Origin of the sequence: Rhizobium sp. BT-226 (assembly GCF_025847085.2) — a bacterium.
Classification (GTDB): domain Bacteria; phylum Pseudomonadota; class Alphaproteobacteria; order Rhizobiales; family Rhizobiaceae; genus Rhizobium; species Rhizobium sophorae.
In genome coordinates, this window is the sequence record NZ_JAOYTI010000002.1 from 499,067 (window position 1) to 525,435 (window position 26,369).

Sequence of the window (26,369 nt, forward strand, 5' to 3'; positions counted from 1 at the left end):
CGCGGATCCAGTATCTTTTGCTTTACGCAATTCCGGACGGAAAACCGCTGCACACTTTGCGGGAATTGCTCCAGACGAAAACGGCCTATCGCTCACTTGCCGAGGCGATAGGCCTTGTGACAGCCGGCGCAATTGGCGCCGAGCGTATTGACCGTGGCGCCGACGGCAGCAGGATCGGCCGGAAGCTGGGCGAGTGCAGTTTCTGCATCGCTGGAAAGCTTGGCGGCGCGCGCCTTGAAGTCGTCCATGTTTTCCCAGATCTTCGGGCTCGCCGCTTCGTCGCCCGTCTCCGTGCCCGGCTTGAACTGGTCGGGGAAAACCTTGGCCGTTGCGGCGATCGTCGTCAGCGCCGCCTTCACCGCTTCGGCGTCATAGGGCTTGGTGCCCTTGGCGATGGCTGCCAAGGCCCCGGCCGAACCGCCGATCTGCTTCATCAGCGCATTGCGCGACTCATGGGTACCGTCGGCGGCGGTCACCGAACCGAAGGCCATGCCGGCCATGGCAACGGCCGCAGCTGCTGCTTTCCAATTCATACTGCTCTCCCTTTTCCTCGGCCAAACCGGCCGATGGCCAATCTGCACCGGCAGCATGACAAAATCCATGCATCCGGGCAGTCACGTTTTGCCGGATCATCATAAAAACAATGTGATAGGCGGGGTGGTTCAGGCGCTTTTCCACCCCTGCCAGAGGCTGAAGGCGGAGACCACAACCAGCAGCACTCCGGCGAAGCGGCCGACAAAGGCCGTAACGTCAGGGTTTGCGACGAGCAGGTCGCGGCTGCGGCCGGCCGTCATCGCCAGCGTGCCGTAGATGGCGAACTGGGTGACGACGGTCATGGCGCCCATGATCAGCCCCTGCATCCAGATCGGGCCATATTCCGGCCTGAGGAACTGCGGGTAGACGGCAAACATGAAGATATAGGCCTTCGGGTTAACCAGACAGGTGACGGCCCCCTGGCGGAAGGCGCGCCAGCTGGAGCGCGCCGTTCCCGGCCCAACCGCCTCGACGGTGATCGAACTGCGGATCAGCGAAATGCCGATCCAGATCATGTAGGCAACGCCGGCAAAGAGCAGCACGTTGAAAAGCTGCGGCAGCATGGTGACAAGCACGCCGACGCCGGCCGCGCCATAGGCAGAATGCACGGCGCCGCCGGCCATGATGCCGCCGGTCGCTGCCAGCCCGCGCTTGACGCCGCCGGTCAGCGAATTGGCCAGCACGAAGAGCATGTCCATGCCCGGCACGATGATGATGCCGAAGAGAAGGGTGAAGAAGAGCCAGAGGTTTTCATGGTAGTTCATGTCAGTTACCGCCTTGATTTCTGCGAGCCGTTTTGAAAGACCCTGATTGATTTCAATCTGATAGGCGGCTCTATACGGGAACCCAACTGACAGTGTATTGTCAGGAGCGTGACGGATGGAGAGGTAAAATGCGCAAGGCCTCGCGGCTTTTCGAGATCATTCAGATCCTCAGGCTGGCAAGAAGGCCGATGACGGCGGCGACGATGGCCGAGACGCTTGAGGTAACAGTGCGCTCGATCTATCGCGACATCGCAGCCCTTCAGGCAATGCGGGTGCCGATCGAAGGCGGGCGCGGCATCGGCTACATTATGCGGCCGGGCTTCGACCTGCCGCCGCTGATGTTCTCGATCGAGGAGATGGAGGCTATCGTGCTGTCGCTGGCGCTGCTCGAACGGACGGCGGACGAAGAGCTGAAACAGGCCGCGCGCCGGGTCAACCGGAAGATATCAGGCGCCGTGCCGGCGCCGCTGCGCCAGGCGATGGACAACAAGGCGCTTTACGCCTGGGGCTCGATTGCGCAGCCGGCCGGCTTCGACCTGGCGATCGTGCGCCGCGCGATCCGCGACGAACGCAAGCTGATGCTCGGCTACCGCGACGAGCTTGGCCGCGCCAGCGAACGGACGATCCGGCCGGTCGCGCTGATCTATTATTCGCAGACCGCCAATATCGTCGCCTGGTGCGAGCTGCGCCAGGCGATCCGCAATTTCCGCAGCGACCGGGTGGAGCGGTGTGCGGCAGCTGAGGATTTCTTCAAGGGCGACGGCGATAGGCTGCGGGAATTGTGGACGAGTGGGTGGACGGAGAAGGCTGTGCCGGTTTGATGGGTGGCGCCCGCCCCTCATCCGGCTGCCGCCACCTTCTCCCCGTAAACGGGGCGAAGGGGATATGCCGCAACCTCTCCGTTCCTCGCCCACGTCTCGCAAGGCACGTCCCCTCGCCCCGTTAGGGTGAGGGGCAGCTATTCGCGCGAACCGAACGACAGTGCGCAAGCCCAAGCATAACGAGGTTGAGGCTGACTTCGTCAGCAATCTTTCGCCGCTAATAAGACAGCGTGCGGCTCACCTCGCGGCCGAAGCCGCGGATCTCGATGCGGTCGCCATGGACCTCGACGATCGCGAAGGCGTTTTGCGTTTCGGTGTCGACGACGCCCTTGAAATTGACGAAGTGGCAGGCGCCGGCCATACCGTAATTGCCGACATGGTCGTGGCCGTTGAGATAGGCGACGACATTGGCCTGCGAGGCGAGCAGCGCGACGATGCGGTCGCTGTCCCACATGCCGTGGTCGCTGGGCGGATGCACCGGATAGTGATTCATGACGATCACCTTCTCGCCGGCCTCGGCGGCTTTTGCGATTTCATCGCCGAGCCAGGCGAACTGCTCATCGCTCAGCGCGGCATTCCAGCGATGGGCATTTCTGGCACCCTTGGCCTGCAGCTCCGCCAGCATCTCAGCGGCAAGCGCGCGATGATGATGGCCTTCGGGCGGCGCGAAGATGCTGACCTCGTTGCCGTCGAGCACGATAAAGCGCCAGCCGCGGCGCAAGAAGCTGTAATAGGGCGACGGCATGCCGAGACGCGCGGCGACTTCGGACAGATGTCCTGCAGAGACCGAGAAATCGTGATTGCCGAGCAGGAAGAGCGCCTCGTGCCTGAGCTTCCCGTAGACCGGCAGGATATCGTCGAAGCTTGAAAAGCTGCGGTCGATGACATCGCCGAGCGTCATGACGAAGCTCAGCTCCTCGCCGTTGAATATCTCGACCGCCTCGGCGACTTTGGCGAGGGTGTTGGCGTAATAGCGATCCATGGCCACATGCGGGGCGACCGCTGCATATTGCGGGTCGGCGATGATACCGAAGCGGAACAGGGGAGAAGCAGAGGAAGACATGGGGCGTGATTAGGAGCAGCCGATGACAGGCATGTGACGGCTTCGCGTGAAAACCAAACACCCGGCGTTTTGGACGCGCCGGGTGTCAATTCAGAAAGGCGGACGACATCGCCGCCATGGCGGCGAGTCTGGTACCGCTTACTTCGTGGCTTCTTCGTAGCGTTCCAGGACGTAGTCCCAGTTGATCAGGCTGTCGACGAAGGCCTCGAGATATTTCGGGCGGGCGTTGCGATAGTCGATGTAATAGGAATGTTCCCAGACGTCGACGCCGAGGATCGGGGTGGCGCCGTGAACCAGCGGGTTTTCGCCGTTCGGGGTCTTGGAGATTTCGAGCTTGCCGTTCTTGACGGAAACCCAGGCCCAGCCGGAGCCGAACTGGGTGGCGCCGGCATTAGCGAAATCGGCCTTGAACTTGTCGTAGCCGCCGAGATCGGAGGTAATGGCGGCTTCGAGCTTGCCCGGCAGCTTGTTGCCGCCGCCGCCCTTCTTCATCCACTTCCAGAAATGGATGTGATTGTAGTGCTGGGCGGCGTTGTTGAAGAGGCCGGCATTGGTGCCGAAGGACTTCTTGACGACGTCTTCGAGCGACATGTCCGAAAGACCGGCTTCGGCGGCGAGCTTGTTGCCGTTGTCGACATAGGCCTTGTGGTGCTTGTCGTGGTGGAACTCCAGCGTTTCCTTCGACATGAAGGGAGCAAGCGCTTCGTAGTCATAGGGAAGTTCAGGCAATTCGAAAGCCATGTCAGATCTCCTCTTGGCAATAGATTGCGTCTCGGCAGGTGAGGCGGAACATAGGAGGGGAAAGGGGGAGAGGCAACCGGCGAATTATCAAAAAACGACCGGCCGGAGGAAAATTTGCCTCAGTTGCAGGGTTGGTGTCGTGCGTAGAAATCGCCTGGGCAAATCAATGGAAATACTCGCCCCGAAAACCACTTTGCCCGTTATGGAGATCAACGGAGACCCGATATGAACAGGAATATAATCCAGGCTCTCGCTGCCGCCGTACTGCTTTCGCTGTCAGGTGCGGCGCATGCCTCCTCCGATGACGCCTGGAAGCAGCTCGCCGCCGACGTCGAGGCCAAATGCAAGAAGGCAGCGGTCACGATCGAGAAGCCCAGCGCCACCGTCGATCCCTTTGGCAGCTCGCATTACGGGCTTGCCCTGGTGACCGGCAAGCCGAAGGGCGCCAAGGGGCGGATCGCCCAGATCTGCGTCTACGACAAGCAAAAGAAGACCGTCGAGATCGGCAGCGAACTGGACTCCCAACAGCTTGGGCTGATGCCGGCAAAATAGGCGGCCGGGGAATGCGCACAGGCGCCCCCAAAGCGGTCGCAGGTGAGAATCTGTGCCTTGCGTCACATTTCGTGGGAACCGGAGCCTACCCTTAGGAGTTGAAAGCCTGGCCTTTACGGCGGCTGGCGCTATTTTATGGAAGCGCAGAACCGCTGAAATCTTTGTTTTATGCAATTCCTGGAAACCGCTTTTCACTTTTCCTGGAATTTTCTGGGGAGGTGCCGGCATGTCAGAGCTTCGCAGCAGGGCGGAAGATCAGCAGAAAATCTATCAGCGCTGGGCACCGGTCTATGACCGGGTTTATCGCGGCATACTGCGCGATGGCCACCGCAAGCTTGCAGCCCTCGCCGCCGCGGCCGGCACAGATATTCTGGAGATCGGCGTCGGCACCGGCCTGACGCTCGGGCATTACCCGCGCCACTGCCGCGTGACCGGCATCGACATTTCCGAACACATGATCGCGCGGGCGCGTGAAAAGGCGAAACGCGAAAACCTTGAGCATGTGCAAGCGCTGGAGGTGATGGATGCACATGCGCTCACCTTTGCCGACCGGTCTTTCGATGCGGTCTGCCTGCCCTTCGTCATCACGCTCATCCCCGAACCCGAACGGGCGCTGGACGAATGCGCGAGAGTGCTGAGGCCAGGCGGCGAAATCATCCTTGCCAGCAAGCTTGGCGACGGCGCCGGTCTGCAGGGTGCGATCGAGACGGCAGTGGCGCCGCTGGTGCGTCACATCGGCTGGTCCTCCGCCTTCCGCATTCACCGCATCGTCGCCTGGGCCGAGCGCCGCGGCGATTTTGCCGCGACCGATATCCTGCCGGTCTTTCCTAACGGCTTCTTCAAGATCATCCGGCTGAAGCAGCGCGGACTTGCCGACTGAGACCGCAACTTTTTCCCCGCGTCGCCTATTCTGATGCTACCGTTCGTCTGAGGGGACTGCATGACATCGGATTTCTTCTTCTTCATCGTCGTGGGTTTCTGCGCGCAGATCGTCGACGGCGCGCTCGGCATGGCCTTTGGCGTGCTGTCGACGACGAGCCTTCTCGCCTTCGGGGTGCCGGCGGCCAACGCCAGCGCCATGACGCATGTGGCGGAAATGTTCACGACCGCCGCCTCGGGCATCTCGCATGCCTATCATCGCAACGTCGACTGGCGGCTGGTGGCGCGGCTTGCACCGGCCGGCATGATCGGCGGCGCGATCGGCGCCTATCTGCTTTCCAATATCGACGGCAAGGCGATCGAGCCCTTCGTGTCGGCCTATCTGATCGCGATCGGGCTGGTGATCCTCTACAAGGCCTTTCGGCCGCCGCCGAAGCGGGACGTTCGCGACTGGATGGTGCCGCCGGTCGGGCTTTTCGGCGGCGTGCTCGATGCGATCGGCGGCGGCGGCTGGGGGCCGATCGTTACCAGTTCGCTGGTCAGCCGCGGCCACGACCTGAAGCGGGTGATCGGCTCGACCAATTTCACCGAATTCGCGGTGACCCTGACGATTTCCCTGACCTTCATCCTGACGCTCGGCTGGTCGGAACTCGATTCGGCGATCGGCCTGATCATCGGCGGCGTCATTGCCGCCCCCTTCGGCGCGATCCTCGTGAAACGGCTGCCGGTGCAGCCGCTGATGGTGGCGGTGTCGATGATCATCATCGGCACTTCGGCGATGCGGCTCCTGTGAAGACCGCCTCGCCGGGATTACAGATTCCGGCCGAAATAGACATCCACGGAGGCGATCTTGTCGCCGCGGAAGCGAAGGCTCTCGATGTTGCGGAAGCTGCCGCCGTCCCGTTTTTCGGCGCGGTAGCGGATGACTGCCTCGTCGCCGTCGATCGCCAGGAATTCGATGTCAAAGCCGCGGAAGACCGGCTCCTTCGGCCAGCAGCGCTCGAAATAGGTCGCCCGGTCGATGTGGTCGTCGCGCGGACTGGAGAAGGTGAAATCCTCCGTCAACATGGCGCCGACGATATCCTTGCGGTCGTCGAGATAGGCGGCGTAGAGATGACGGACGGTCTGCTCTCGGGATGTGCGCATGTCGCTCATGGCGATGTCCTTGGATTAACCGATTGCATCATGCAATCGGTTATGTTCTAGCACTTTTGCCCGTGAGGGTCCAGATTGCGGCTCTCATTTCCAAAGACAGGTCATCGATGCGAAAGCGCCGTCTTGAAGGATGGGCCATAGCGCGGTTATATCCGTGCGTGCCCGCCCTGGAACGGCGAGCGCATGCACCGCTACGGCCTATGCGCTCGACCTCGAAAAGCTCGATCTTCAGGACAGATTCACCCGCGCCGATCTTATCGCCGCGGCAATGGGCACATCGTTTCATCAGCCGCGCGGAACTTCGCCGCGCGATCAATGCCGAGGCCGAGAGAATGACCGATACGCAATTGGACGCCGCCAGCGCCAGGCCGGGCTCGATCCACTGGAAGCGCAATCTCACCATCTCGCTGATCGGCTCCTTCACCACCATCGTGGCGATGACGCTGCTGCTTCCCTTCCTGCCGCTTTATGTCGAGGAACTCGGCGTCAGCGACCATGCTGACATCGTGCAATGGTCGGGCATCGCCTATGGCGCCACCTTCTTCGCCGCGGCTCTCGTCGCGCCGCTCTGGGGCCGGCTCGGCGATATTTACGGCCGTAAGCTGATGCTGGTGCGCGCCAGCCTCGGCATGACGCTGGCGATCTCGCTGATGGGCATGGCCGGCAATGTCTGGCAGCTGGTGGCGCTGCGCCTCTTCGTCGGGCTTGCCGGCGGTTATGCCTCCGGCTCGATGGTGCTGGTGGCGACGCAGACGCCGAAGGATCGTTCGGCCTGGGCGCTCGGCGTGCTCTCCTCCGGCATCATGGCCGGCAATCTCGTCGGGCCGCTGATCGGCGGCGCGCTGCCGCCCATCATCGGCATCCGCGGCACATTCCTCGCCGCCGGCGGCATGATCTTCCTCGCCTTCCTCGCCACAGCCTTCCTGATCAAGGAGGAGAAATCGCCGGCCCGCAAAAAAGCGGCCAAAGCAAGCGGTGGCTGGAAATCCATTGCCGACAAGCGGCCCGTCATCGCCATGCTGGCGACCGGCATGCTCTTGATGTTTGCCAATATGTCGATCGAGCCGATCATCACCGTCTATGTCGCGCAGCTCGTGCCCGTCGAATCCCAGGTGACGATGGTATCGGGCGTCGTCATGTCGGCGGCCGCCCTCGGCAGCATTCTGTCGGCCTCATGGCTCGGCAAGCTCGCCGACAGGATTGGCCACTGGCCGGTGATTTCAGGCGCGCTTGCCGTCGCCGGGCTATTGCTGATCCCGCAGGCCTTCGTCACCAGCGCCTGGCAGCTGATCATCCTGCGTTTCCTGATGGGCGCAGCACTTGGCGGGCTGCTGCCCTGCATCGCCGCGGTCATCCGCCACAGCGTGCCTGATAGTGCGGCCGGCGGCATTCTCGGGCTCTCGATTTCCTCGCAATATGTCGGCCAGGTGGCCGGCCCGATCCTTGGCGGTTTTGTCGGCGGGCATATCGGCATGCGGGCGGTGTTCCTCGGCACCTCCGTGCTGCTTCTCGCCGGTGCGGCCTATGCCTGGATGGTGCGGCCGAGGGATGCGAAGGCATCCGCCTCGGATTAAAGGCGATGCCGCGAACATGCGGATGGCGTCTCTTTCACACCGCAGGCCCACACCGCCTCGGCCGAACGAGCATCAAAGCGCGCTCACGGCCACCGGCAAAGCGCGCTTGTGGGCGGTCGCCCGATAGGCAGCGAGGATGCGGCGGCGGGCGATCTCGCCGACCGGCTTGCCTTCGAGGAAATCGTCGATCTCGTCATAGCTGACGCCATAGGCCTCCTCGTCGGGGCGCAGCGGCCGCTGGTCCTCGAGATCGGCGGTCGGCACCTTGAACACCAGTTCGTCCGGGGCGCCGAGCCGCTTTGCCAGCAGGCGGACGCGGCGCTTGTTGAGGCCGGCGAGCGGCAGGATATCGGCGGCGCCATCGCCGAACTTGGTGAAGAAGCCCATGACCGCCTCGGCCGCATGATCGGTGCCGATGACGAGGCTGCCCAGCGCCCCGGCCAGGGCGAACTGGGCGATCATGCGCTGGCGCGCCTTGATATTGCCGAGGATGAAATCCTGGCGGCCGGCATCGGCAAAGGCGAGGCCGCCGTCCTGCGCGGCGGCAAGCATCGCATCCGCCGGCGCCTTGATGTTGACCACCATCGCGCGGTCGGCGCCGATCGTTTCCAGCGCCCTCACCGCATCGGCCTCGTCCGCCTGAACACCATAGGGAAGGCGCACGGCAATGAATTCGGCCGCATGACCGCTGTCACGCAGCTCGCGCACCGCCTTTTGAGCCAGCAGCGCCGCCGTCAGCGAATCGACACCGCCGCTGATGCCGAGGACGTAGCCGCGCATGCCGGAGGCGACGAGATAATCCTTGAGGAAAGCGGTTCGCCGTTCGATCTCCCGCTCAGCGTCGATGTCGGCGGCGACACCCAGTTCGCGGATGATCTCGCCTTGTTCGTCGAACAGCACAGTCATAAGCCTCTTCCTCCCCGCGTACGGAATTTCGGCGCCACTATGGCGAAAAGATGGGGGAAGACGAAACCGTTTCGGGCAAACCTGCCATGCATTTTATGCAAGGGGGCGTTGGCGGCTTAGGAATGAACTGCCTGACCTCACAGCAATAAAGCTGCCCCTCACCCTAACCCTCTCCCCGTTCTGACGGGGAGAGGGGACGTGCCTCAAGCAACGGTGGAAGACAGTAGAGACGTTGCGGCATATCCCTTCTCCCCGCGAGCGGGGAGAAGGTGCCGGCAGGCGGATGAGGGGCGGACCGGAGATTTGGATTCTGCCAGCTGCATAGGCTTTCCCCTACCGCACGATCGTGAACAGCTCGACCGGATCCGCAAAACCCTTCAGCCCGTGCGCCCCGACCGACACCACATCCCCTGCCCCGGCCTCGTCGCGAAACGGCGCTGACATCAGCACGGCCTCTCCCAACTCGCTGCAGGCGGTCTGGATGCGGCTGACCAGATTGACGTCGCCGCCGATCAGGGTGAAATCGAGGCGCCGGCCGGAGCCGACATTGCCGTAGCTGACCTCGCCGTAATGCAGGGCGATGCCGGCTTTCACGCCGATGCCCTCATATTGGAAGTGGTCGATCTCCTCGATAATGGCGCGGGCCGATGCCAGGGCGGCGCCGCAGGAATGGGCGGCATCATAACCCGGGAAGAAGGCGAGCACGGCGTCGCCCATGAACTTCAGCACTTCCCCGCCCTCGCGGGTGATGGCCGGCACGATCCTGTCAAAATAGGCGTTGAGCAGCCCGAGCACGGTGCTGCCGGGCAGCCGGTTCGACAGCTCGGTAAAGCCGCGCAGATCGCAAAGCAGCAGGGCTGCCTCCATCGATTCGATCTCGTCGCGGCGGATGCGGCCGGCCAGGATTCGGCTTGCCGTCAGCGGGCCGATATAAGTATCGAGCAGGCTGAGCTCGACCTGGCGAAGAATGCGCAACTCACTGGTGTTGCGCAGCGCCGGCAGAATGCGATCGATCACTTGGCGTTCGGTGGCGGTGAAGCCGCCCGGCCGCTTCGTGCCGAAGACGGCGGCGCTGACCGGGCCGTCGACATTGCAGAGCGGCGCGATGACGAGCTGCATCAGGCCGCGATCGGCAAAGACATCGATATGCTGCCAGCGGCCATGCACGCTTTCTCTGGTATCGACCACCAGCGGTTCGCGGGTTTCCATGACCTTGCGCAGCGGCGTATTGGCGATGGCGACCCGGGCGCCGTGTTCGCGGTCGTGGATCTCGACCGGTTCGCCCGGCGCCCAGGCGATGGTGCGGCCGATGAATTCAGGATGCAGCGTCATCAGATGCAGCGTCAACCGGTCGACCGGCAGGCCGAGTGCCTGAAGCCGGCGGCCGAGGCCGGAGACCAGCCCCGCTTCGTCGAGCGCGTGGCATTCGTCGCCGGAGAGCCACTCGATGATCGAGAGCAGTGCGCCGACGCTGACGGCATGGCCGGCGGCCTTGGGCTGGAGCCTGTCGGCATCGGGAGCATAGATCGCTGACGTCATGGCTTTCTCCTCCTTGAGGGCCGCACGGCGCTAGTGGGCGCCGCCGCCGGAGAGTTGACCGGGTTTTTTCAGAAGCAGGGTTGCAAGCAGGGCGACGACCAGAGCGACGCCGAGCAGGAAGAAGGTGTCGCTGAAGGCCATGATATTGGCCTGCTTGCGTATTTTGAGCGCGATGGCGACGACGGCCTTGTGGCCGGCAAGCGCCTGATCGCTGACGCCATGGCTCATGAAATAGCCGGTGAGCCTGGCGATGCGATCGCGGGTGGCTTCCTCGAAGATCGAGACCGAGTGGGTCAGGATGTTCGAGTGGAACTGCTCGCGCTTCGACAGGAAAGTCTGCAGTGAGGCGATGCCGACGGCGCCGCCGAGATTGCGCATCATGTTGAAGAGCGCGGACGCCGAACCGGCATTCTCCCGCTCGATGCCTGCGGTGGCGATCGCCGAGAGCGGCGTGAAGACGAGCGCCTGGCCGATGGCACGGACGATGTTCGGCCAGAACAGCTGATCGCTGGCATAGTCGCCGGTCATATGCACGTTCATGAAGTTCGAGGCGGCGAAGAGGGCGAAGCCGACGACGATCAGCAAGCGGACGTCGAAATGCTTCATCAGCCGCGGCACCAGCGGGATCAGCAGCAGCTGCGGGATGCCGGTCCAGGCGAGAACCATGCCGATCTGCTCGGAATTATAGCCCTGGATGCGGGTCAGATAGATCGGCAGCACGAAGACCGAGCCGTAAAGCGCGATGCCGAGCAGGAAATTGGCGACGATGCCGAAACCGAAATTGCGGCGCACCAGCAGGCGAAGGTTCAGGAGCGGATTGGCGGTCTTCAGCTCGATGATCAGGAACAGCGTCAGCGAGACGGCGGCGATAACAGATAGGCGGAGGATGAAATCGGAGCCGAACCAGTCTTCCTTGTTGCCCTCTTCCAGCACGGTCTGCAGGGCTGCCAGGCCGATCGCCATGGTGATGATGCCCGGCCAGTCGCCCTTGGCGAGCAGCTTCAGGTTCATCGGCGCGCGGTCGAGCGAGGCCCAGAGCAGGCCGACCATCAGCGCGCCGGGCACCAGGTTGACATAGAAGATATGTTCCCAGCCCCAGTTCTCGGTGAGATAACCGCCGATCGTCGGGCCGATCGCCGGCGCGAAGGTGGCAGACAGGGCAAAGAGCGCGAGACCGATCGGCTGCTTGGCCTTGGGCAGCAGCGTGATGATGATTGTGAAGGCCATCGGGATCAGCACGCCGCCGGAAAAGCCCTGTATGGCACGCAGGATGATCATCTGCTGCAGATTGGCCGCGAAGGCGCAGGCGACGGAGAAGATCAGGAAGAGGATGGCGTTGGTGAGCAGGTAGTTGCGGAGCGAGAAGACGCGCGCCAGCCAGGCGCTCAAGGGGATAACGACGATCTCGGCGATCAGATAGGAGGTCGAAATCCAGCCGCCGTCATCCGTGCCGGCGCCGATCGCGCCCTGGATATCGGCAAGCGAGGCATTGACGATCTGGATGTTGAGGACGGCCATGAAGGCGCCGAGCGTCGAACCGACAACGGCTGCCCACATGCGCAGAGGGCTCATGACGGCAGGTGCCGCGGGCGCTGCGGCGGCGGGGCGCGCCAACGAATTGCCGTTTGCGGCGATCTGAAGAGTGGCCATGACCTATCTCCTTCCGGCTCTTGCGGAATATTCTCTCATGCGGGGTTCGGGTGATCATTCAGGGAATGATCGGGATCATTCGGAAAAAGGGGAAAGGATCATCCAGCAGGGTTGGATGATCCCTCCTTAGCTGCCGCGGAGGTCTGCACAGCCTTGGTATCGATTTCAGGCTCGACCGACATGCCCGAGCGCAGCAGGCCGCTCAGCGCCTCGTCGTCGATGACGATCTTGACCGGGATGCGCTGGACGATCTTGGTGAAGTTACCGGTGGCATTGTCCGGCGGCAGCAGCGAGAATTCGAGGCCGCTTGCCGGCGAAACGCTGTCGACATGACCCTTGATCGAGATGTCGGGAAAGCTGTCGACCTTGATCTCGACCGACTGGCCGGGGCTGATATAGGTCAGCTGCGTTTCCTTGAAGTTGGCGACGACATAGACCGCATGCAGCGGCACGACCGCCATCAGTTGCGTACCCGAGGTGACATACTGGCCGACGCGGATCGACCGGGCGCCGACCGTGCCGTCGACGGCGGCGACGATGTCCGTATAGGAGAGGTTGAGCTCTGCCTGCTGGGCGGCGGCTGCCGCACGATCACGCTGGGCAACGGTCTGTTCGCGCTCAGTCTGCAGCACAGGCACCTTATTCTGAGCCGTGACGAGGGCTGCCCGGTCACGCTCGACGGCGGCAGCGGCCTGGTCACGGGCCGACTGGGTCTGTTCGGCGCGAGACTGGGTGCCGGCGCCGTTGGTGATCAGGCGGGCCGAGCGGGCGGCATCGGATACGGCAAAATCGAGCGATGCCTGCGAGGCATCGATCGTCGCCCTCGCCTGCTCGATGACAGATTGCTGCAGGGAGATCTGGGCGTCGATATTGGTGATGGCGGCTTCGGCGGCCTTCACATCGGCTCTCGCCTGCGACAGTGCGGCCTGGAAGTCGCGGTCGTCGATGCGGGCGAGAACCTGACCGGCCTTGACCGCGTCATTGTCGTTGACCAGCACTTGGCTGATATAGCCGGCGACCTTCGGGGCGACAGTGGTGTAATCGGCCTTCACATAGGCATCGTCGGTGGATTCGATGAAGCGGCCGACCGTCCAATAACGGTAGCCGAAATCGCCGGCGAAAGCGACACCGGCAAGTAGGACGGCGGCGATGACGGCGCGCTTGACGATCCTGCGCCCAGTCTTTTTGGGAACGTCCGCGACCGAAGCTTCGGTGACCGGCGCTTCGGAGACAGGCATGGGGGGCGCCTCGGCGGCAGGCGCCCTGGCGGCTTCCTCGGCCAAGATCTGCTCGGCCTCCCTCGCACTTTCAAAAACGTCTTTGCGGGGCAACTCGACCATCGTCATTCTCCTTCACCGTTGGCCAGCTCTGTGAGAGGCCCTGTTCGATGCGAAGGAAAATGCACCCTGACATTCATTTTGATAATCTGCTTAAATCGGGAAGGATCATCAACTCTCAGCGGATAATCCGAGGGCAATATGGATCGGCTGACAAGCCTCACAGTCTTTGGCCGGGTGGTGGAATGCGGCGGTTTTTCCGCGGCCGCGCGCCGGCTCAACATGTCCGTCACCATGGTCGGCAATCACGTGCAATCGCTTGAGGACCGGCTCGGCGTGCGGCTGCTTAACCGCACGACGCGCAAGGTCAGCCTGACGGAAACCGGCAAATATTACTATGAGCGCTCGTCGCAGATCCTGGCCGAACTCGATGAGGCGGACCGGACGGCCGGCGCTCTGAGCACGACGCCGCGCGGCACACTGAAGGTCTATACCAGCAGTGCCATCGTGCGTTTCCTGCTGCCCGTGGTCAGCGAATTTATGGAGCTTTATCCGTCGATCTCACTCGATTTCAGCGTCGGCGAGCGGATGGTCGACATGATCGAGGACGGCTACGACCTGGTGATGCGCACCGTACCGCCGCCGGATTCATCGCTCGTCGCCCGCAAGCTGACGCCGTGGCGCCATATGCTCGTCTGCTCGCCGGCCTATTTCGAGAGCCATCCGATGCCGAAGACGCCGGCCGAGGTCGCCGAGCACAATTGCCTGCAATATGCCTATTATCCCTATGGCGACGACTGGCGCTTCGAGGATGGCGACGGCAACAAGGAAAGCGTCAAGATCAGCGGCAACGTCGTCTCCAACAGCGCCGAGATGCTGCGCTTCCTGACGCTGACCGGGCGGGGCATCTTCCTGGCGCCGAGCTTCGTGGTGTTCGACGACATCGCCGAAGGGCGACTGGTGAAGATCATGCCGGACTACAGGCCGGTGGAATTCAACATCAACGCGGTCTATCCCAACCGGAGCCACCTGCCGACGAAGGTGCGGCTGTTCATCGATCTCTTGGCGGAGAGATTTGCGGAACATCGGAAGTGGATGACGTGAGTGGGGCCGCCCGGGTAGGCCTGCTCTCGCATTTTTTCGAATGGGCTCGGGTGTGGCTGGACCCCCCTCTGCCCTGCCGGGCATCTCCCCCACAAGGAGGGAGATTGGTTGGGCGTGATGGCTTCCCCAAACAACTGGCCGTCATATGAATCGTGAACTTAGGGCGAGACATCGCTTCTTGCCGATCTCCCCCCTTGTGGGGGAGATGCCCGGCAGGGCAGAGGGGGGTGGATGCGGATCTCGATTCTGCCAGGGAACGCCCCGGCCCTGCGCTTGCGCTTCGGGCGTTCGGCGCTGCAATCGATTCACTGGATCGATTGCTTCGGCTGCGCCGAACCGCTGCTCACTCTTCGCTCTCACTCCTGCCGTGGGCCCAGTCCATGTAGAGTTCCAGCGCCTTGCGGGTGACCGGGCCTTCCTGCAGGTTGCGGTCGTCGAGGCGGGTGACGCCGACGACTTTGGAATAGTTGCCGGTGGTGAAGATCTCGTCGGCTGCGAGGAAATCCTCGACGGAGAGCGTTGCTTCATGGACGTCGAAACCGGCCTGGCGCAGCAGGCCGATGACCCGGGCGCGGGTGATGCCGGCGAGGAAGGTGCGGTTGGCGGCCGGTGTCATCACCACGCCATCCTTGACCATGAAGACGTTCGAAGAGGCGGTCTCGACGACATTGCCGTTCAGGTCGCGCACCAGCGCATTGTCGAAACCGCGGCTGCGCGCCTCGGCGATCATGCGGCCGCTGTTCGGATAGAGCGAACCGGTTTTCGCCTCGGTCATCGCCGTTTCCGGCGACGGGCGGCGATAAGGCGAGACGGTGAGGCTGGTGCCGCCATGGCCGCCCATCGGAGCCTCGAACAGGCAGAGCGCGAAGCGGGTCGAGTCCGCGTCGACGGACACGACGCTGCCGGGCGCGCCGTGTTCGCCCCAATACATCGGCTTGATATAGATCGCCGTGGCGCCGTCAAATTTCGCAACGCCTTCCCAGGCAAGTGCGGCGATTTCCTCGGCTGATTTTACCGGCTTCAGGCCCATAGCGAGCGCCGAGCGGTTGATGCGCTGGCAATGCAGATCGAGATCTGGCGCGATGCCGTCGAACCAGCGGGCGCCGTCGAAGACCGTCGAGCCGAGCCACATGGCATGTGAGGTCGGCCCGATCAGCGGTGGGTTGCCGGGGAGCCATTCTCCATCGACATGAGTCCAGGTGGTTGAACGGGGTGATGTATCGACGGCCATGCTGCCCTCCCTATAAAGCCGGCAAAGGAAAAACCTCCGCGGCAAGCCCGGTCAAGGACAAATCCGGGCCGGAAAGACGGAAGCAAGAAAATGCCGGGGAACAGCGTCGGGCCGCAATATTCGTGCGCGGCGAGCCGGCCTTCAGCGATGGGTGCATCAGCAAAAATGATGGAATGGAATGTTGGAACGGCTGGCTGCCACATGCGATGATGGATGGAATCTCAGAGACAGTAAGGGGAAGACGCCGATGAAAGCCATGTTCTACGAAGCCTTCGAGCAGGCGCCCGAAATCCGCACCCTGCCCGATCCGACGCCTGCCGAGGACGGTGTCGTCATATCCGTCGGCGCAAGCGGGCTCTGCCGCAGCGACTGGCACGGCTGGATGGGCCACGATCCGGATATCCGCCTGCCGCATGTGCCGGGACATGAGCTTGCCGGGCGGATCGTCGCCACCGGCCGCGGCGTGATGCGTTTCAAGGTAGGCGACCGGGTGACCGTGCCCTTCGTTTCCGGCTGCGGCCATTGCAGCGAATGCCATTCCGGCAACCAGCAGGTCTGCCCGAACCAGTTCCAGCCGGGCTTCACCCATTGGGGGTCGTTTGCCGAATATGTGGCGATCGATTATGCCGACACCAATCTGGTGCACCTGCCCGATACGATCGACGATGCGACGGCGGCAAGCCTCGGCTGCCGCTTTGCCACCTCGTTTCGCGCCGTCGCCGACCAGGCGCGCACCGGGCCTGGCGAATGGATCGCCGTGCATGGCTGCGGCGGCGTCGGCCTGTCGGCGATCATGATCGCCACGGCGCTCGGGGCGAATGCAATCGGCATCGATATATCCGAGGAGAAGCTCGCCTTCGCGCGGGATTGCGGGGCGGTAGCGACGGTCAATGCATCCGGCGTCGCCGACGTGGCGGAGGCGGTGCGCGAGATCACCAAGGGCGGCGCGCATGTCTCGATCGACGCACTCGGCCATCCCGTCACCTGCTTCAACTCGATCAAGAACCTGCGCCGTCGCGGGCGGCACGTGCAGGTGGGGCTGATGCTTGGTGAACACGCGACGCCGCAAATCCCCATGGCGCAGGTGATCGGCCACGAGCTGGAAATCTACGGCAGCCATGGCATGCAGGCCTGGCGTTACGACGCCATGCTGTCGATGCTCGCCGCCGGCAAGATCGCGCCACAGAAGCTGATCGGACGCCGCGTCAGCCTCGAGGAGGCCGTCCCGGCGCTGATGGCGCTCGACAAGGCTGAGGCCACTGGGATCAGCGTGATTACCCGCTTTTCATGAGGGAGTAGAAGCGAGCAAATAGCAACTTCGTCTGATATGTCTTGCTCCTACTGAAAGAAAGGGAGCGAGACGTTGCCACGAGTCCGCTTCTCCCCAGCGGGGAGAAGATGCCGGCAGGCAGATGAGGGGGTGAACGGCGGAGCCGCGAATGCTCGTAGCGCAGGCGAAGGGCAAGGAATAATGAAGGTTCTGCCGCGTGGCCCCCTCATCCGACCCTTCGGGCCACCTTCTCCCCGCTGGGGAGAAGAGGGAGCCCAGCCGCGACCTTAGCAGGCCGGGCAACAGACGCTATTCGGCCACCCCAATCGAAGCGAGAAAAGCAGCAGACGCCGGGATCTTCGACTTGTCCTTGATCTCGATGATGAGGCGCGGGTTGCTTTCGAGTTTGGCAAGGGCCCTAAAGACGGCATGCCAGCGGATCGTGCCTTCGCCGAGGCTCCAGTGGCGATCGGCATAGCCGTCGGCATCCTGCAGGTGGACATGCTGGAGGCTGTTGCCGGCGGCCTTGACGTAATAATCGACCGGCGGAGCGCCGGTATAACCGTGGGCATAATGGGCGTGGCCGGTATCGATCGAGACGGCGACGGCAGGCGAATTGAAGCTTTCGGCAAGCGCCACGCGAATATGCGGATCCTTGTCCTCGATGTTCTCGATGACCATGGTGCAGCCGATATCCTCGGCGCGCCGAACGGCATCACGCAGGGTCGTGTGCGTACGCTCGACCAAGGCTTCGCGGGCGCCGGCATTGTCGTCGAGATTGTTGTAGGACCAGGAGGTGTAAGGGCTGTGGATGACCATATGGGTCGCGCCGATGGCGGCGCAGACATCGAGACCCTGCAGCAGGCGCCGGGTGACGACGGCGCGGATATCGGGATCTTCCGAGGCGATGGTGAAGCCCCAGAACGGGCCGTGAATGCCGAGGCGGCCGCCATGACCGTCGAGAAGCCGCCTGGCGCGGGCGGCAAGCGGCGCCCAGTCGCCGTTCAGAACCTCGGCATCGATGAAGCTCTGCAATTCGAGATCGCGGGACTTTTCGAAGAGCCAATCACGGTGAAGTTCGACTTCATCGAGCGTCATGGCGGCGCCGACGACGGGAAGAGAGGACATGGATGCGCTCCATCAATGTGAATGATCAATTTGAATGCCGGGACGGCGTGGAAGGACGGCCCCAAGAACGGCCGCCGCGTTCTATGCGCCCCTTCTGTGTCGGCGGTATTACAGGCGCAGAGCCTTTCGGACCCTTCCGGCCTCCCTCATTTCCGCATAGCTGATGCGGCATTGACGGACCTTGCGGAAACGCCCCGAAGTACCGATATCGGGTCTGACGGTCTCGTGATGCACTGGCGCGCGAGCAGCGCTGAACCCCTGGCAACGGAGCCGTTTGTTCAGCGCTTCGGCTGATGTAGGCCGCTTCTTTGAAGGCGTTCGGCGATGTCCCCCAACGACAGGGCGGGTTGTCAAAGGCATCGCAAAGGTCTAACGGCTGCGCCCGCAAGAAAGAGCCCATAAGAAAAAGCCCTGTAAGAAAAAGAAAGAGACATGATGTCCAACTCATTTGTGAAATTGCCTGCGAGCGACGATGCCAAGCGGTTTTTCGTCCTCGGCGACCGGGTCGAGCGGCGGCTTAGAACCAGCGGTGCCTGGCTCAATATCTTCGACGTCACAGTGCCATCAGGCAGCCGGACACCGAAACATGCGCATGCGAGCCCGGAAGTGTTCCGCATCATCGAGGGCAAGCTGACGGTCTGGCGCCTGAGCGACAGCGGCCCCGAAGAGATTGAAGCCAGCGCCGGCGACATCGTCACCATCCCGCCCTTCATGGTGCATGGCTACTCCAACCGCGGAACCGTCCCGGTGGTCTTTTCCGCGGTCGTCGATCGAGACATGGCCGAGTTTATCGAAGCGGAAGGCGCGACGGAGCCACCGAAGGCCAGCCCTTCGGCGGAAACCATCGCCCGCTTGACCGCGGCCGCCAACGCCTACGGGATCACCATCCTCGCGGCCTAACGGCCGCATCTGGGGGCGTCACTCCGCGGCCATGCTCTCCTCGCGTGGGGGAACTTGGCTGAAAGCTGCAACTGCGAAGGAAACGAGTTCATGAGCTGATAGCTCACAGTGGCTCGAATGCAGGGTGCCAATAATTCTGGGGTCCCATAAGGAGATGATTGAGGCGCAAAAGCAGGATGCGGCCGCCTCAATGTTTCTCGGAACGAACTCTTTAGTCGCGATGCCGGTGCAAACGAGCTCCCCGACATGCGCCTGAAGTCGCTTCATATGGTCTCTGAACGATGGCCAATTGCCTTCTGCGGCGAGAACAACGAGATTGAACATCTGGTTGTCGCCGTGACGTGCCTGCAGCATCAGGCGGTGCTGTTCGAGCGCGATTTCTTTCAGCCGGCGCGCCGCACTGGTAAGCTCGCCGTCGGCAGATGGGGTGAAGGTGAGATCAGTTTCGAAGAAATTCCCGGCAATAGCATCCCAAATCGCCGCCTTGGAGGGGAAGATTTTGTACACACATGCCGGCGACTTCCCCAGCAGTCGAGCGATATCGGCGACGTTTGTTTTCGAGGGCCCATACAGCCGGCACGCTGCCGTGCCGGCTTCAATGATCGAGGACATATAGCCAGCCTGCGGCTGGTCTTTTACAGTCGTGCCAACTTCCATTTGCCAATCCTATCTGGTCCGCACGCTGGACGGGTCTCAGTCGGCGCCTGATCGAGGCGGCCGACGATCAGTACGCAATCTGACCATCCACCATCTTCCCCTCATTCGAGGAGAGTTCCCGCTTCAGGATTTCTCGCGCCTCCGGGCTGATGACCGCGACGGGAGCCGCAACGGCTACCCGCGCTGCCGAGCCGGCGAAATTGGCCGCTGTCATCCCGATCTGATCGGCAACGCTTGCCTTTCCTCCCTCGAGGCTCTGCCCTGCCAGCCGCCGCCCGAGCAGGCGCACGATCTCGGGACTGTCGGCGAAGGCATTGTGGCCGAGCGGATCGTTCGTCGCGATGGCGCTCGTGTCGATAACGGAAACGCCGAGTTCGTCGAGAAGAGGCGCGTAAGGTCTGAGATCGGACCCGCCGACGCGGCTGACGCCACCCGATAGCCAGCTCGACATCTCCAGCGCCTTGTCGCGTGTCGACGTCAGGATCGCAAAGTGCGGCCGTTTCGGCCCCATCTCGGTGAACTGGCGACGGAACACGTCGATGTCGATGTCCGGGGACGCGAGAACGACGTTCTTGACCTTCGTCGGGATTGATTTCTCGCGCATGGCGACGCCGCGCAGGGCCTCGGCCGCAAGCCAGCCGCCCATGGAATGGGCAAGGATCGTCACATCGGAGACGTCGGGACTTTTCGAAGCCTGGAGGATCAGATCCTCCAGAGCGCGACGCGAATAGTTGGCGCTCTCCTTGTCGTAGAGGTAGTCGAAGACACGGCCCCTTGATGGCCAGGTGAAGAGGATCGGTGCGGCGTCGGTTCCGGAGTCATGGACGATCTGCGCGAAGCGGAAGACAGCGTCGGCGTAGGTGTTGTTGAAGCCATGCACGAAAATGATGACCTGATGCTTCGTGTTTCTATTCTTCCGGTACCAGTCAAAAGCCTGGCCCTCGGATTGCACCTTGGCAACCTGCGTGACCGCAAACTCCTTTTGCGGGTTGGGCGGCATGCGGGATGGCCACTGCACCTCTCCAGCCTTGCGGTTCCGGTCGGGCGGGATGGATACGTCGACGCTGTTAAGGGAAATCGCCGTCCCGCGGTCGCCGGAAAAGAGTTTGCCGGGATTCTCCGAAGGCTTACGTGTCGTGGCGACCAGCATGGTGACCCGGCTTGTGCCGGTCGGGGTCACAGCGAGAGGCTGAAGGACATCTTGCACCCGGTTGGCGCAACTCGATGTAGCGAGTGATAGGGCCACAAGGACCGGGAGGGCGCGGCCCAAGCGAGCAGCGATCGCCTTGGCGAACCCAAACCCAAACCCGGTGAGACCCTGGGCAATGCGCCCAGGGAGTGAGAGCGATGTGGTCATCTCAGTGCTGCTCGAGTTCGCGGGGAATCCGGAACCATGCGACGTAGAGCGCCGGCAGGAAGAGAAGCGTTAGTGCCGTTCCGACGACAATCCCACCCATCATCGCGTAAGCCATGGGACCCCAGAAAATCTCATGCGAGATCGGGATCAGGGCGAGCGTTGCGGCCGCGGCAGTGAGCATGATCGGCCGCATGCGGTGTTCGGTCGCCTCCACCACTGCCTTCCACGCCGACATTCCCTCTGCGCGCAACTCCTCGATCTGCACGATCAGGATCACCGAGTTGCGGATGAGGATTCCGACCAGCGCGAGCACACCCAGGAGCGCGACGAACCCAAGCGGTGAGTTGCTGGCGAGCAGCGCCACGACGACGCCGATGAGGGCCAGCGGCGCTACCGAGAAGACCAGGAACAGCCTGTGGAAGCTCTGAAGCTGGATCATCAGCAGCGTCGCCATGATGACGAACATGGCCGGCGCCACCTTCGCGATCGGACCTTGCGACTTGGCGCTTTCCTCGACCGCGCCGCCGATCTTCACGGAGTACCCGGCCGGCATCGTCTTTTCGAAAGCCGAAACCTTGTCGGTGAGCGCCTTTACAACGGTCGCCGGCTGCGTCGCATCGCCGATCCCGGCCTTGATCGTGATGGTCGGAATTCTGTCGCGCCGCCAGATCGTCGGCTGTTCGAGCTCATAGTGGAAGGTTGCGACGGATGACAGCGGGACGGATTGGCCACTGCTGCTCTGCAGTTGCAGGTCAAGCAGGGTGTCGATCGAGCCGCGCTCCTTTTCCGCGGCACGGCCGATAACATCGACCAGATAGATGTCGTCCCGAACCTGGGTGACGGCATTTCCTTGTACGACGGTGTTGAGCGCCATTGCGATGTCCTCAGACGAGACGCCAAGCTGTCGGGCCTTGTCCTGCAGCACGTCAATCTTCACGACGCGAGCCGGCTCGTTCCAGTCGAAGGCAATGTTCCTGAGAGAGGGATAGGTGCCGACGATCGAGCCCAGCTTCTGTGCGAGATCACGCACCGTCTGCAGATTTTCGCCGGACACACGGTACTGGATCGGCTTGCCAACCGGAGGCCCGATGTCCAGGAGCTTCACGTAAGCGTCCGTCCCTGGAAAGGTCTTCTGAAGGTAGGTTTCCATCTGCTGCTTCAGCTTATCGCGAACGTCGAGCCCCTTGGTGACAATGACCGTCTGGCCGAAAGAAACGTCAGCCGGCTGCACGTCGAAGGAAAGAACGAAGCGCGGCGCACCCCTGCCAACGTAAGTCGACCAATGCTCGACGCCAGGGTTGCCAGTCAGCATCTCCTGCTCGAACTGGGCCATCTGGCGGCTCGTTTCGGCGATCGAACTGTTCTGCGGCAGGTTCCAGTCGACGATCAGTTCCGGACGGTCGGAGCTCGGGAAAAATTGCTGTTGCACCATCGACAGGCCGGCGATCGATGCCGCAAAGAGAACGACAGTTGCGATGATCGTCATCCAGCGCCAACGCAGGCAGAATTGCAGCAGGCTGGAAAAAATCTTGGCAAAACGGCCCTTGTGCTCGGCGTGCTTCTTCATTGTCTTCGGTAGAATGGTCACGCCAACGAGAGGCGTGAACAAGACTGCCACGACCCACGAAACGATCAGCGAAACCCCAATGACGACGAAAAGGGTGAAGGTGAACTCGCCGGCATTGCTCTTGTTGAAAGCGACGGGGATGAAACCCGCGACAGTGACGAGCGTGCCCGTCAGCATCGGGAAGGCGGTGGATGTGTAGACGTAGGTGGCGGCCTTCGTCAGACTGTCGCCCGCTTCCAGCCGTGCAACCATCATCTCGACGGCGATCATGGCGTCGTCGACGAGGAGACCGAGCGCGATGATCAACGCTCCGAGCGAGATGCGCTGGAGCGATATGCCGGTGTAGAACATGACCATGAAGGTGATGGCGAGAACGAGCGGGATCGCGATCGCCACTACCAGGCCGGCCCTCATCCCCAGACTGATGAAGCTGATCGCGAGCACGATCGCAACCGCTTCGAACAGGGCTTTCGTGAAGCCGCCGACGGCCTCCTCAACCACCTTCGGTTGGTCGGACACCTGTTCGACGGAGACGCCGACCGGAAGCTCCTGGGTGATTTTGCTCATCGTCTTTTCAAGCGCTTCGCCGAAGGCAAGCACATTGCCGCCCGTCTTCATGCCGATCGCAAGCCCGATGGCGGGCTTTCCGTTGAAGCGGAAGAGCGACCTCGGCGGGTCGACGTAACCGCGGGTGATCCTGGCGACGTCGGTCAGCGGGAAGAAACGGTCGTTGACCCGAAGATTGATCCCCCGCAGGGTATCTTCGGAGATGAAGCGCCCGCCGACCCGCAAAGCGACCCGCTCCGGCCCGGTTTCGACAAAGCCGGACTGGGTGACGGCGTTCTGCGCCTGCAGCGTGGCAATGATGGCGGAGCGGTCGATGCCGAGGGCGGCGATCTTGCGGGTGGAGAACTCGAGGTAGATCACCTCATCCTGCGCGCCGACGATGTCGACCTTGCCGACGTCGGGGATGTTGAGGATCTGCGTTCGGGCATTCTCGGCGAAATCACGCAGTTCCCTCTGACTGAGGCCGTCTGTCGTGAAGGCAAAGATATTGCCATAGACGTCGCCGAACTGGTCATCGAAGAAGGGTCCGACCACGCCTTGGGGGAATTCGTGCTTGATATCGTCGATCAGGTTGCGCACCCGCGACCAGGTGGGCTTTACGTCCCGCGCATTCGTATCCGGAAGCAAATCGACGAAGACGATCGTTTGACCGGCAGTCGTAATGCTGCGGGTATGTTCCAGCTTGTCGAGCTCCTGGAGCTTCTTTTCGATGCGGTCGGTAACCTGCTGCGTCACCTCCTGGGCAGAAGCACCTGGCCACTGGGCCTGGATCACCATCGTCTTGATCGTGAAGGACGGATCCTCTTCGCGGCCGAGGCCGAGATAAGCAAAGGCGCCCGCCACCGCGAACATGATCATGAAGTACCAGACAAGCGAACGATGCTCGAGCGCCCAGTCAGAAAGGTTGAATTTATTCACGGGCGCGGCTCCTGTCCGAGTTGCACTTTCTGTCCATCGATGAGTTCATCGACTCCGGCGATGACGATCTCTTCGCCTTCCCGCAGGCCCGCTTGAACCAGGACGGAACGGGGGGCGGACGCCGGGCCATTGAGTTCAACCGTCCTCAGGACGACCTGGGCCCTGGCGCGATCCACCACCCATACTTGGCTGCCACCGCCTTCGTGGCGGATGGCGGAGAGCGGCAGCGTGATCGCCTGCTTCCTTTCTCCGGCAAGCGGCGTCGCGGTGACCACGGCGCCAAGGCGGAAGATGTCCGGCGCCTGATCGATCCCGATCTTCAGCCGATAGGTGCGGGTATTGGCGTCGGCCTGCGGCGCGATCTCGCGGACGACGCCAATGGCCTGGATCCTGCTGTCGAGCTGGAGGGCGACGTTGAAGCGGTCGCCCAGGCGAACGCGACTGAACTGCGCTTCCGGCACGTCGACGACCACGTCGCGCTGCTCGAGACGTGCCAGTTTCAAGACCGGCTGGCCGGCCGAAACCGTCTGTCCCATTTCTGCGGACGTGGCGGTCACGACGCCATCGAACTCGGCCCTCAGCTCGGCGTAGCCGAGCTGCTCATTCGCCTTCGCAAGGCTGGCCGTCGCTTTCGCGACATTGGCGGCAGCAGATTTGAGCTGCTGTTCGGCAAGATCATGATCTGCAATGCTTGCTGCGCTGCTCTGCATAAGCTTTCGCTTGCGGGTTTCCGTCGTCGCGGCGTTCTCCAACTGCGCCTGGGCGTTGCGCAGTTCGGCCTCTGCGCTATTGACCGCGAGCCGCAGAGTGAGAGGATCGATTTCCGCCAGCACATCGCCCTTGTGCACCAGGTCGCCGACATCGACCTTGCGAGAGACCATTCGCCCGAGCGTCCGAAACGCCAGGTCAGTCTCGATGCGTGCCCGCACCATGCCGGGCGAGCTTGCGATTTTGGCCTGTTCGGCCGTAGCCATGACAACTTTGACAGGACGGGGAGCCGCCGCCTCCCCGGCGACGGAGTTCTGATCGCAGCCTGCAAGCAATGACACTGACAGAAGAAGCGGGAGAGCGGTATATATGCGATTGAGGGTCATCTCACTTGCCTTCCCAGGCGACTGCCTGGCCTTCCTTGAGGAACTTTCCGCCTGCGGTGACGATCAGGTCGTGTGCGGCGACGCCGCCGGTGACGACGAAATCGCTCTGGCGATATCGGTCGACCGAAATCTTCCGGAGCGAAACGGAATGGTTTTGGGTGTTGACGAGCCACACACCTGGTTCGCCTTCGGCTGATGCGATCGCGGTATAGGGCAGCACGATTCCGTCGCGCGGCGAGGCGCGCAGCTTGCCGACCACAGGCGTTCCGAGCGGCCATGGCGCGCCCTCCTGAAGCCCCACCTTGATCCGGATCGTGCCTGCCTTCGCGTCAATGACGGGCGAAACCTCGCGTATGCTGGCATGAACGTCGAGCGATGGGTCCGAGACCGGTGCGACCTCGACGTCGTTCAGCGGCCGGCCATCCAGAAAGAATGCCTCGAAGACGTCGAATACCGCATCCCGCGGTCCGTCATGGGCGAGCGTGAAGGCCGACTGCGCTGCTGATACCACCTGCCCGGCTTCGATGCCGCGCGCCGTGATGATGCCGTCTGCAGCCGCTTTCAACTCGGTGTAGGACAGCGCGTCCTCGGCCGTCGCGAGCGCGGCCTCGGCCGCCTCGAGGGAAGCCTGCGCACTCAGCAGCTCCTTCTGTGCATCGTCAAAGACCGCCCGCGGAACAGCCTGCGACTGCAGGAGCGACTTCGCCCGGTCGAAGGCGAGTGTCTTCTGTCTGGTGACGGCCTGCGCCGACTCCAGTGCGGCGCGGGCGACGCTGACGTCCGCCTGCTGTTCCGTGTCGTTGAGCCGGGCAAGGACGTCGCCGGCGTGGACATGCGATCCGACGTCGACCCTTCTCTCAAGAACCCGGCCGCTGACGCGAAAGGAGAGTTCGGTCTGAACCCTTGCCTTCACCTCGCCGGTGATTTCCGCCCCCGGTTGATACTGCGCGTTCGACGCCGCAACGACGCGGACCTGCTGCGGCGGCGGCGCCACTTCAGCTTTCTCCTCGCAGGCAGCCAGAACTGCGCAGGCGAGACCAATTCCCAACAATCGAGAGGACCGCATTTTTTGCTCCGGTACGGTTTTGCGAAGAGAGCCGCATTGTTGATCGGCCAGCTTC

24 protein-coding genes are annotated in these 26,369 nt (G+C 62.6%); 8 read left to right on the forward strand and 16 right to left on the reverse strand.

The window, feature by feature from the left end; all coding sequences use genetic code 11:
* Positions 1-92: 92 nt before the first annotated feature.
* Positions 93-533 carry a cytochrome c gene (locus OIU37_RS12595; RefSeq protein WP_180693428.1) on the reverse strand — a complete coding sequence of 147 codons (441 nt, stop codon included), beginning with the start codon at positions 531-533 and terminating at the stop codon, positions 93-95.
* 129 nt (positions 534-662) lie between these two features.
* Complete coding sequence (locus OIU37_RS12600) at positions 663-1,298, reverse strand: LysE family translocator (protein ID WP_171601145.1); 636 nt, start codon at positions 1,296-1,298, stop codon at positions 663-665.
* Positions 1,299-1,426: 128 nt separating this feature from the next.
* Between OIU37_RS12600 and OIU37_RS12605 the strand changes: the two genes are divergently transcribed.
* Positions 1,427-2,119: a YafY family protein gene (locus OIU37_RS12605; RefSeq protein ID WP_182209947.1), complete on the forward strand. Its 693-nt coding sequence runs from the start codon at positions 1,427-1,429 to the stop codon at positions 2,117-2,119.
* A 217-nt stretch (positions 2,120-2,336) separates the two neighbouring features.
* On the opposite strand, the gene OIU37_RS12610 is transcribed toward OIU37_RS12605, so the two are convergent.
* Both OIU37_RS12610 and OIU37_RS12615 read right to left on the reverse strand, forming a co-directional pair.
* Positions 2,337-3,182: a metallophosphoesterase gene (locus OIU37_RS12610; protein ID WP_264257609.1), complete on the reverse strand. Its 846-nt coding sequence runs from the start codon at positions 3,180-3,182 to the stop codon at positions 2,337-2,339.
* A 138-nt stretch (positions 3,183-3,320) separates the two neighbouring features.
* Complete coding sequence (locus tag OIU37_RS12615) at positions 3,321-3,923, reverse strand: superoxide dismutase (RefSeq protein ID WP_264257610.1); 603 nt, start codon at positions 3,921-3,923, stop codon at positions 3,321-3,323.
* A 225-nt stretch (positions 3,924-4,148) separates the two neighbouring features.
* On the opposite strand from OIU37_RS12615, the gene OIU37_RS12620 reads away from it, so the two are divergent.
* From OIU37_RS12620 to OIU37_RS12630, 3 genes are all read left to right on the forward strand, one after another.
* Positions 4,149-4,475, forward strand: coding sequence for a hypothetical protein (locus tag OIU37_RS12620; RefSeq protein ID WP_171601148.1), 327 nt, complete (start codon positions 4,149-4,151; stop codon positions 4,473-4,475).
* Positions 4,476-4,701: 226 nt separating this feature from the next.
* A complete protein-coding gene (locus tag OIU37_RS12625; RefSeq protein WP_168316775.1) occupies positions 4,702-5,355 on the forward strand; it encodes a class I SAM-dependent methyltransferase in 654 nt (217 codons plus the stop codon).
* Positions 5,356-5,415: 60 nt separating this feature from the next.
* Positions 5,416-6,147 carry a sulfite exporter TauE/SafE family protein gene (locus tag OIU37_RS12630; RefSeq protein WP_171601149.1) on the forward strand — a complete coding sequence of 244 codons (732 nt, stop codon included), beginning with the start codon at positions 5,416-5,418 and terminating at the stop codon, positions 6,145-6,147.
* Positions 6,148-6,164: 17 nt separating this feature from the next.
* Here the strand turns inward: OIU37_RS12630 and OIU37_RS12635 are convergent, their stop codons facing one another.
* The gene (locus OIU37_RS12635; RefSeq protein WP_018446277.1) at positions 6,165-6,509 is read right to left on the reverse strand and encodes a nuclear transport factor 2 family protein; all 345 of its coding nucleotides are present in this window, start codon (positions 6,507-6,509) and stop codon (positions 6,165-6,167) included.
* A 332-nt stretch (positions 6,510-6,841) separates the two neighbouring features.
* Between OIU37_RS12635 and OIU37_RS12640 the strand changes: the two genes are divergently transcribed.
* Entirely contained in the window at positions 6,842-8,083 is a 1,242-nt protein-coding gene (locus OIU37_RS12640; RefSeq protein ID WP_171601151.1) for a multidrug efflux MFS transporter, read from the forward strand.
* A gap of 72 nt (positions 8,084-8,155) precedes the next feature.
* Here the strand turns inward: OIU37_RS12640 and nadE are convergent, their stop codons facing one another.
* The 4 genes from nadE to OIU37_RS12660 form a co-directional block, all read right to left on the reverse strand.
* The gene (gene nadE / locus OIU37_RS12645; protein ID WP_171601152.1) at positions 8,156-8,989 is read right to left on the reverse strand and encodes an ammonia-dependent NAD(+) synthetase; all 834 of its coding nucleotides are present in this window, start codon (positions 8,987-8,989) and stop codon (positions 8,156-8,158) included.
* 333 nt (positions 8,990-9,322) lie between these two features.
* Positions 9,323-10,528 (reverse strand): adenylate/guanylate cyclase domain-containing protein, encoded by a 1,206-nt coding sequence (locus OIU37_RS12650; protein WP_264257611.1) that lies wholly within the window; start codon positions 10,526-10,528, stop codon positions 9,323-9,325.
* Between the two features lie 30 nt (positions 10,529-10,558).
* The gene (locus OIU37_RS12655; protein ID WP_264257612.1) at positions 10,559-12,178 is read right to left on the reverse strand and encodes an MDR family MFS transporter; all 1,620 of its coding nucleotides are present in this window, start codon (positions 12,176-12,178) and stop codon (positions 10,559-10,561) included.
* Positions 12,179-12,276: 98 nt separating this feature from the next.
* Positions 12,277-13,518 (reverse strand): HlyD family secretion protein, encoded by a 1,242-nt coding sequence (locus OIU37_RS12660; protein ID WP_171601155.1) that lies wholly within the window; start codon positions 13,516-13,518, stop codon positions 12,277-12,279.
* Between the two features lie 138 nt (positions 13,519-13,656).
* Between OIU37_RS12660 and OIU37_RS12665 the strand changes: the two genes are divergently transcribed.
* A complete protein-coding gene (locus OIU37_RS12665) occupies positions 13,657-14,559 on the forward strand; it encodes a LysR family transcriptional regulator (RefSeq protein ID WP_264257613.1) in 903 nt (300 codons plus the stop codon).
* A 343-nt stretch (positions 14,560-14,902) separates the two neighbouring features.
* Here OIU37_RS12665 and OIU37_RS12670 read toward each other — a convergent pair whose 3' ends face one another.
* Entirely contained in the window at positions 14,903-15,790 is an 888-nt protein-coding gene (locus OIU37_RS12670) for a branched-chain amino acid aminotransferase (protein WP_264257614.1), read from the reverse strand.
* 247 nt (positions 15,791-16,037) lie between these two features.
* Here OIU37_RS12670 and OIU37_RS12675 point away from each other — a divergent pair, with 247 nt between their 5' ends.
* Complete coding sequence (locus tag OIU37_RS12675) at positions 16,038-17,081, forward strand: zinc-dependent alcohol dehydrogenase family protein (RefSeq protein ID WP_171601158.1); 1,044 nt, start codon at positions 16,038-16,040, stop codon at positions 17,079-17,081.
* Between the two features lie 288 nt (positions 17,082-17,369).
* Here the strand turns inward: OIU37_RS12675 and OIU37_RS12680 are convergent, their stop codons facing one another.
* Entirely contained in the window at positions 17,370-18,188 is an 819-nt protein-coding gene (locus OIU37_RS12680) for a sugar phosphate isomerase/epimerase (protein ID WP_264257615.1), read from the reverse strand.
* A gap of 432 nt (positions 18,189-18,620) precedes the next feature.
* On the opposite strand from OIU37_RS12680, the gene OIU37_RS12685 reads away from it, so the two are divergent.
* Positions 18,621-19,088, forward strand: coding sequence for a cupin domain-containing protein (locus OIU37_RS12685; protein ID WP_264257616.1), 468 nt, complete (start codon positions 18,621-18,623; stop codon positions 19,086-19,088).
* 18 nt (positions 19,089-19,106) lie between these two features.
* On the opposite strand, the gene OIU37_RS12690 is transcribed toward OIU37_RS12685, so the two are convergent.
* The 5 genes from OIU37_RS12690 to OIU37_RS12710 all read right to left on the reverse strand — a co-directional run bounded on the left by OIU37_RS12690 (position 19,107) and on the right by OIU37_RS12710 (position 26,314).
* Positions 19,107-19,745: a TetR/AcrR family transcriptional regulator gene (locus OIU37_RS12690; protein ID WP_264257617.1), complete on the reverse strand. Its 639-nt coding sequence runs from the start codon at positions 19,743-19,745 to the stop codon at positions 19,107-19,109.
* 67 nt (positions 19,746-19,812) lie between these two features.
* Entirely contained in the window at positions 19,813-21,102 is a 1,290-nt protein-coding gene (locus tag OIU37_RS12695) for an alpha/beta hydrolase (RefSeq protein WP_264257618.1), read from the reverse strand.
* Between the two features lies 1 nt (position 21,103).
* Positions 21,104-24,154, reverse strand: coding sequence for an efflux RND transporter permease subunit (locus OIU37_RS12700; RefSeq protein WP_264257619.1), 3,051 nt, complete (start codon positions 24,152-24,154; stop codon positions 21,104-21,106).
* Positions 24,151-25,248, reverse strand: coding sequence for an efflux RND transporter periplasmic adaptor subunit (locus OIU37_RS12705; protein ID WP_264257620.1), 1,098 nt, complete (start codon positions 25,246-25,248; stop codon positions 24,151-24,153). Before OIU37_RS12705 ends, OIU37_RS12700 begins: the two co-directional genes overlap by 4 nt.
* A gap of 1 nt (position 25,249) precedes the next feature.
* Positions 25,250-26,314 carry an efflux RND transporter periplasmic adaptor subunit gene (locus OIU37_RS12710; RefSeq protein WP_264257621.1) on the reverse strand — a complete coding sequence of 355 codons (1,065 nt, stop codon included), beginning with the start codon at positions 26,312-26,314 and terminating at the stop codon, positions 25,250-25,252.
* Between the last annotated feature and the right edge of the window lie 55 nt (positions 26,315-26,369).

Bases quoted from the DNA above. Each gene is read 5' to 3' on its own strand.
- OIU37_RS12600 (WP_171601145.1), bottom strand. From the start codon at position 1,298: ATGAACTACCATGAAAACCTCTGGCTCTTCTTCACCCTTCTCTTCGGC.
- nadE (WP_171601152.1), bottom strand. From the start codon at position 8,989: ATGACTGTGCTGTTCGACGAACAAGGCGAGATCATCCGCGAACTGGGT.
- OIU37_RS12655 (WP_264257612.1), bottom strand. From the start codon at position 12,178: ATGGCCACTCTTCAGATCGCCGCAAACGGCAATTCGTTGGCGCGCCCC.
- OIU37_RS12685 (WP_264257616.1), top strand. From the start codon at position 18,621: ATGATGTCCAACTCATTTGTGAAATTGCCTGCGAGCGACGATGCCAAG.
- OIU37_RS12640 (WP_171601151.1), top strand. From the start codon at position 6,842: ATGACCGATACGCAATTGGACGCCGCCAGCGCCAGGCCGGGCTCGATC.
- OIU37_RS12665 (WP_264257613.1), top strand. From the start codon at position 13,657: ATGGATCGGCTGACAAGCCTCACAGTCTTTGGCCGGGTGGTGGAATGC.
- OIU37_RS12710 (WP_264257621.1), bottom strand. From the start codon at position 26,314: ATGCGGTCCTCTCGATTGTTGGGAATTGGTCTCGCCTGCGCAGTTCTG.
- OIU37_RS12605 (WP_182209947.1), top strand. From the start codon at position 1,427: ATGCGCAAGGCCTCGCGGCTTTTCGAGATCATTCAGATCCTCAGGCTG.
- OIU37_RS12680 (WP_264257615.1), bottom strand. From the start codon at position 18,188: ATGTCCTCTCTTCCCGTCGTCGGCGCCGCCATGACGCTCGATGAAGTC.
- OIU37_RS12690 (WP_264257617.1), bottom strand. From the start codon at position 19,745: ATGGAAGTTGGCACGACTGTAAAAGACCAGCCGCAGGCTGGCTATATG.
- OIU37_RS12660 (WP_171601155.1), bottom strand. From the start codon at position 13,518: ATGGTCGAGTTGCCCCGCAAAGACGTTTTTGAAAGTGCGAGGGAGGCC.
- OIU37_RS12595 (WP_180693428.1), bottom strand. From the start codon at position 533: ATGAATTGGAAAGCAGCAGCTGCGGCCGTTGCCATGGCCGGCATGGCC.
- OIU37_RS12650 (WP_264257611.1), bottom strand. From the start codon at position 10,528: ATGACGTCAGCGATCTATGCTCCCGATGCCGACAGGCTCCAGCCCAAG.
- OIU37_RS12695 (WP_264257618.1), bottom strand. From the start codon at position 21,102: ATGACCACATCGCTCTCACTCCCTGGGCGCATTGCCCAGGGTCTCACC.
- OIU37_RS12705 (WP_264257620.1), bottom strand. From the start codon at position 25,248: ATGACCCTCAATCGCATATATACCGCTCTCCCGCTTCTTCTGTCAGTG.
- OIU37_RS12670 (WP_264257614.1), bottom strand. From the start codon at position 15,790: ATGGCCGTCGATACATCACCCCGTTCAACCACCTGGACTCATGTCGAT.
- OIU37_RS12635 (WP_018446277.1), bottom strand. From the start codon at position 6,509: ATGAGCGACATGCGCACATCCCGAGAGCAGACCGTCCGTCATCTCTAC.
- OIU37_RS12675 (WP_171601158.1), top strand. From the start codon at position 16,038: ATGAAAGCCATGTTCTACGAAGCCTTCGAGCAGGCGCCCGAAATCCGC.
- OIU37_RS12615 (WP_264257610.1), bottom strand. From the start codon at position 3,923: ATGGCTTTCGAATTGCCTGAACTTCCCTATGACTACGAAGCGCTTGCT.
- OIU37_RS12625 (WP_168316775.1), top strand. From the start codon at position 4,702: ATGTCAGAGCTTCGCAGCAGGGCGGAAGATCAGCAGAAAATCTATCAG.
- OIU37_RS12610 (WP_264257609.1), bottom strand. From the start codon at position 3,182: ATGTCTTCCTCTGCTTCTCCCCTGTTCCGCTTCGGTATCATCGCCGAC.
- OIU37_RS12620 (WP_171601148.1), top strand. From the start codon at position 4,149: ATGAACAGGAATATAATCCAGGCTCTCGCTGCCGCCGTACTGCTTTCG.
- OIU37_RS12630 (WP_171601149.1), top strand. From the start codon at position 5,416: ATGACATCGGATTTCTTCTTCTTCATCGTCGTGGGTTTCTGCGCGCAG.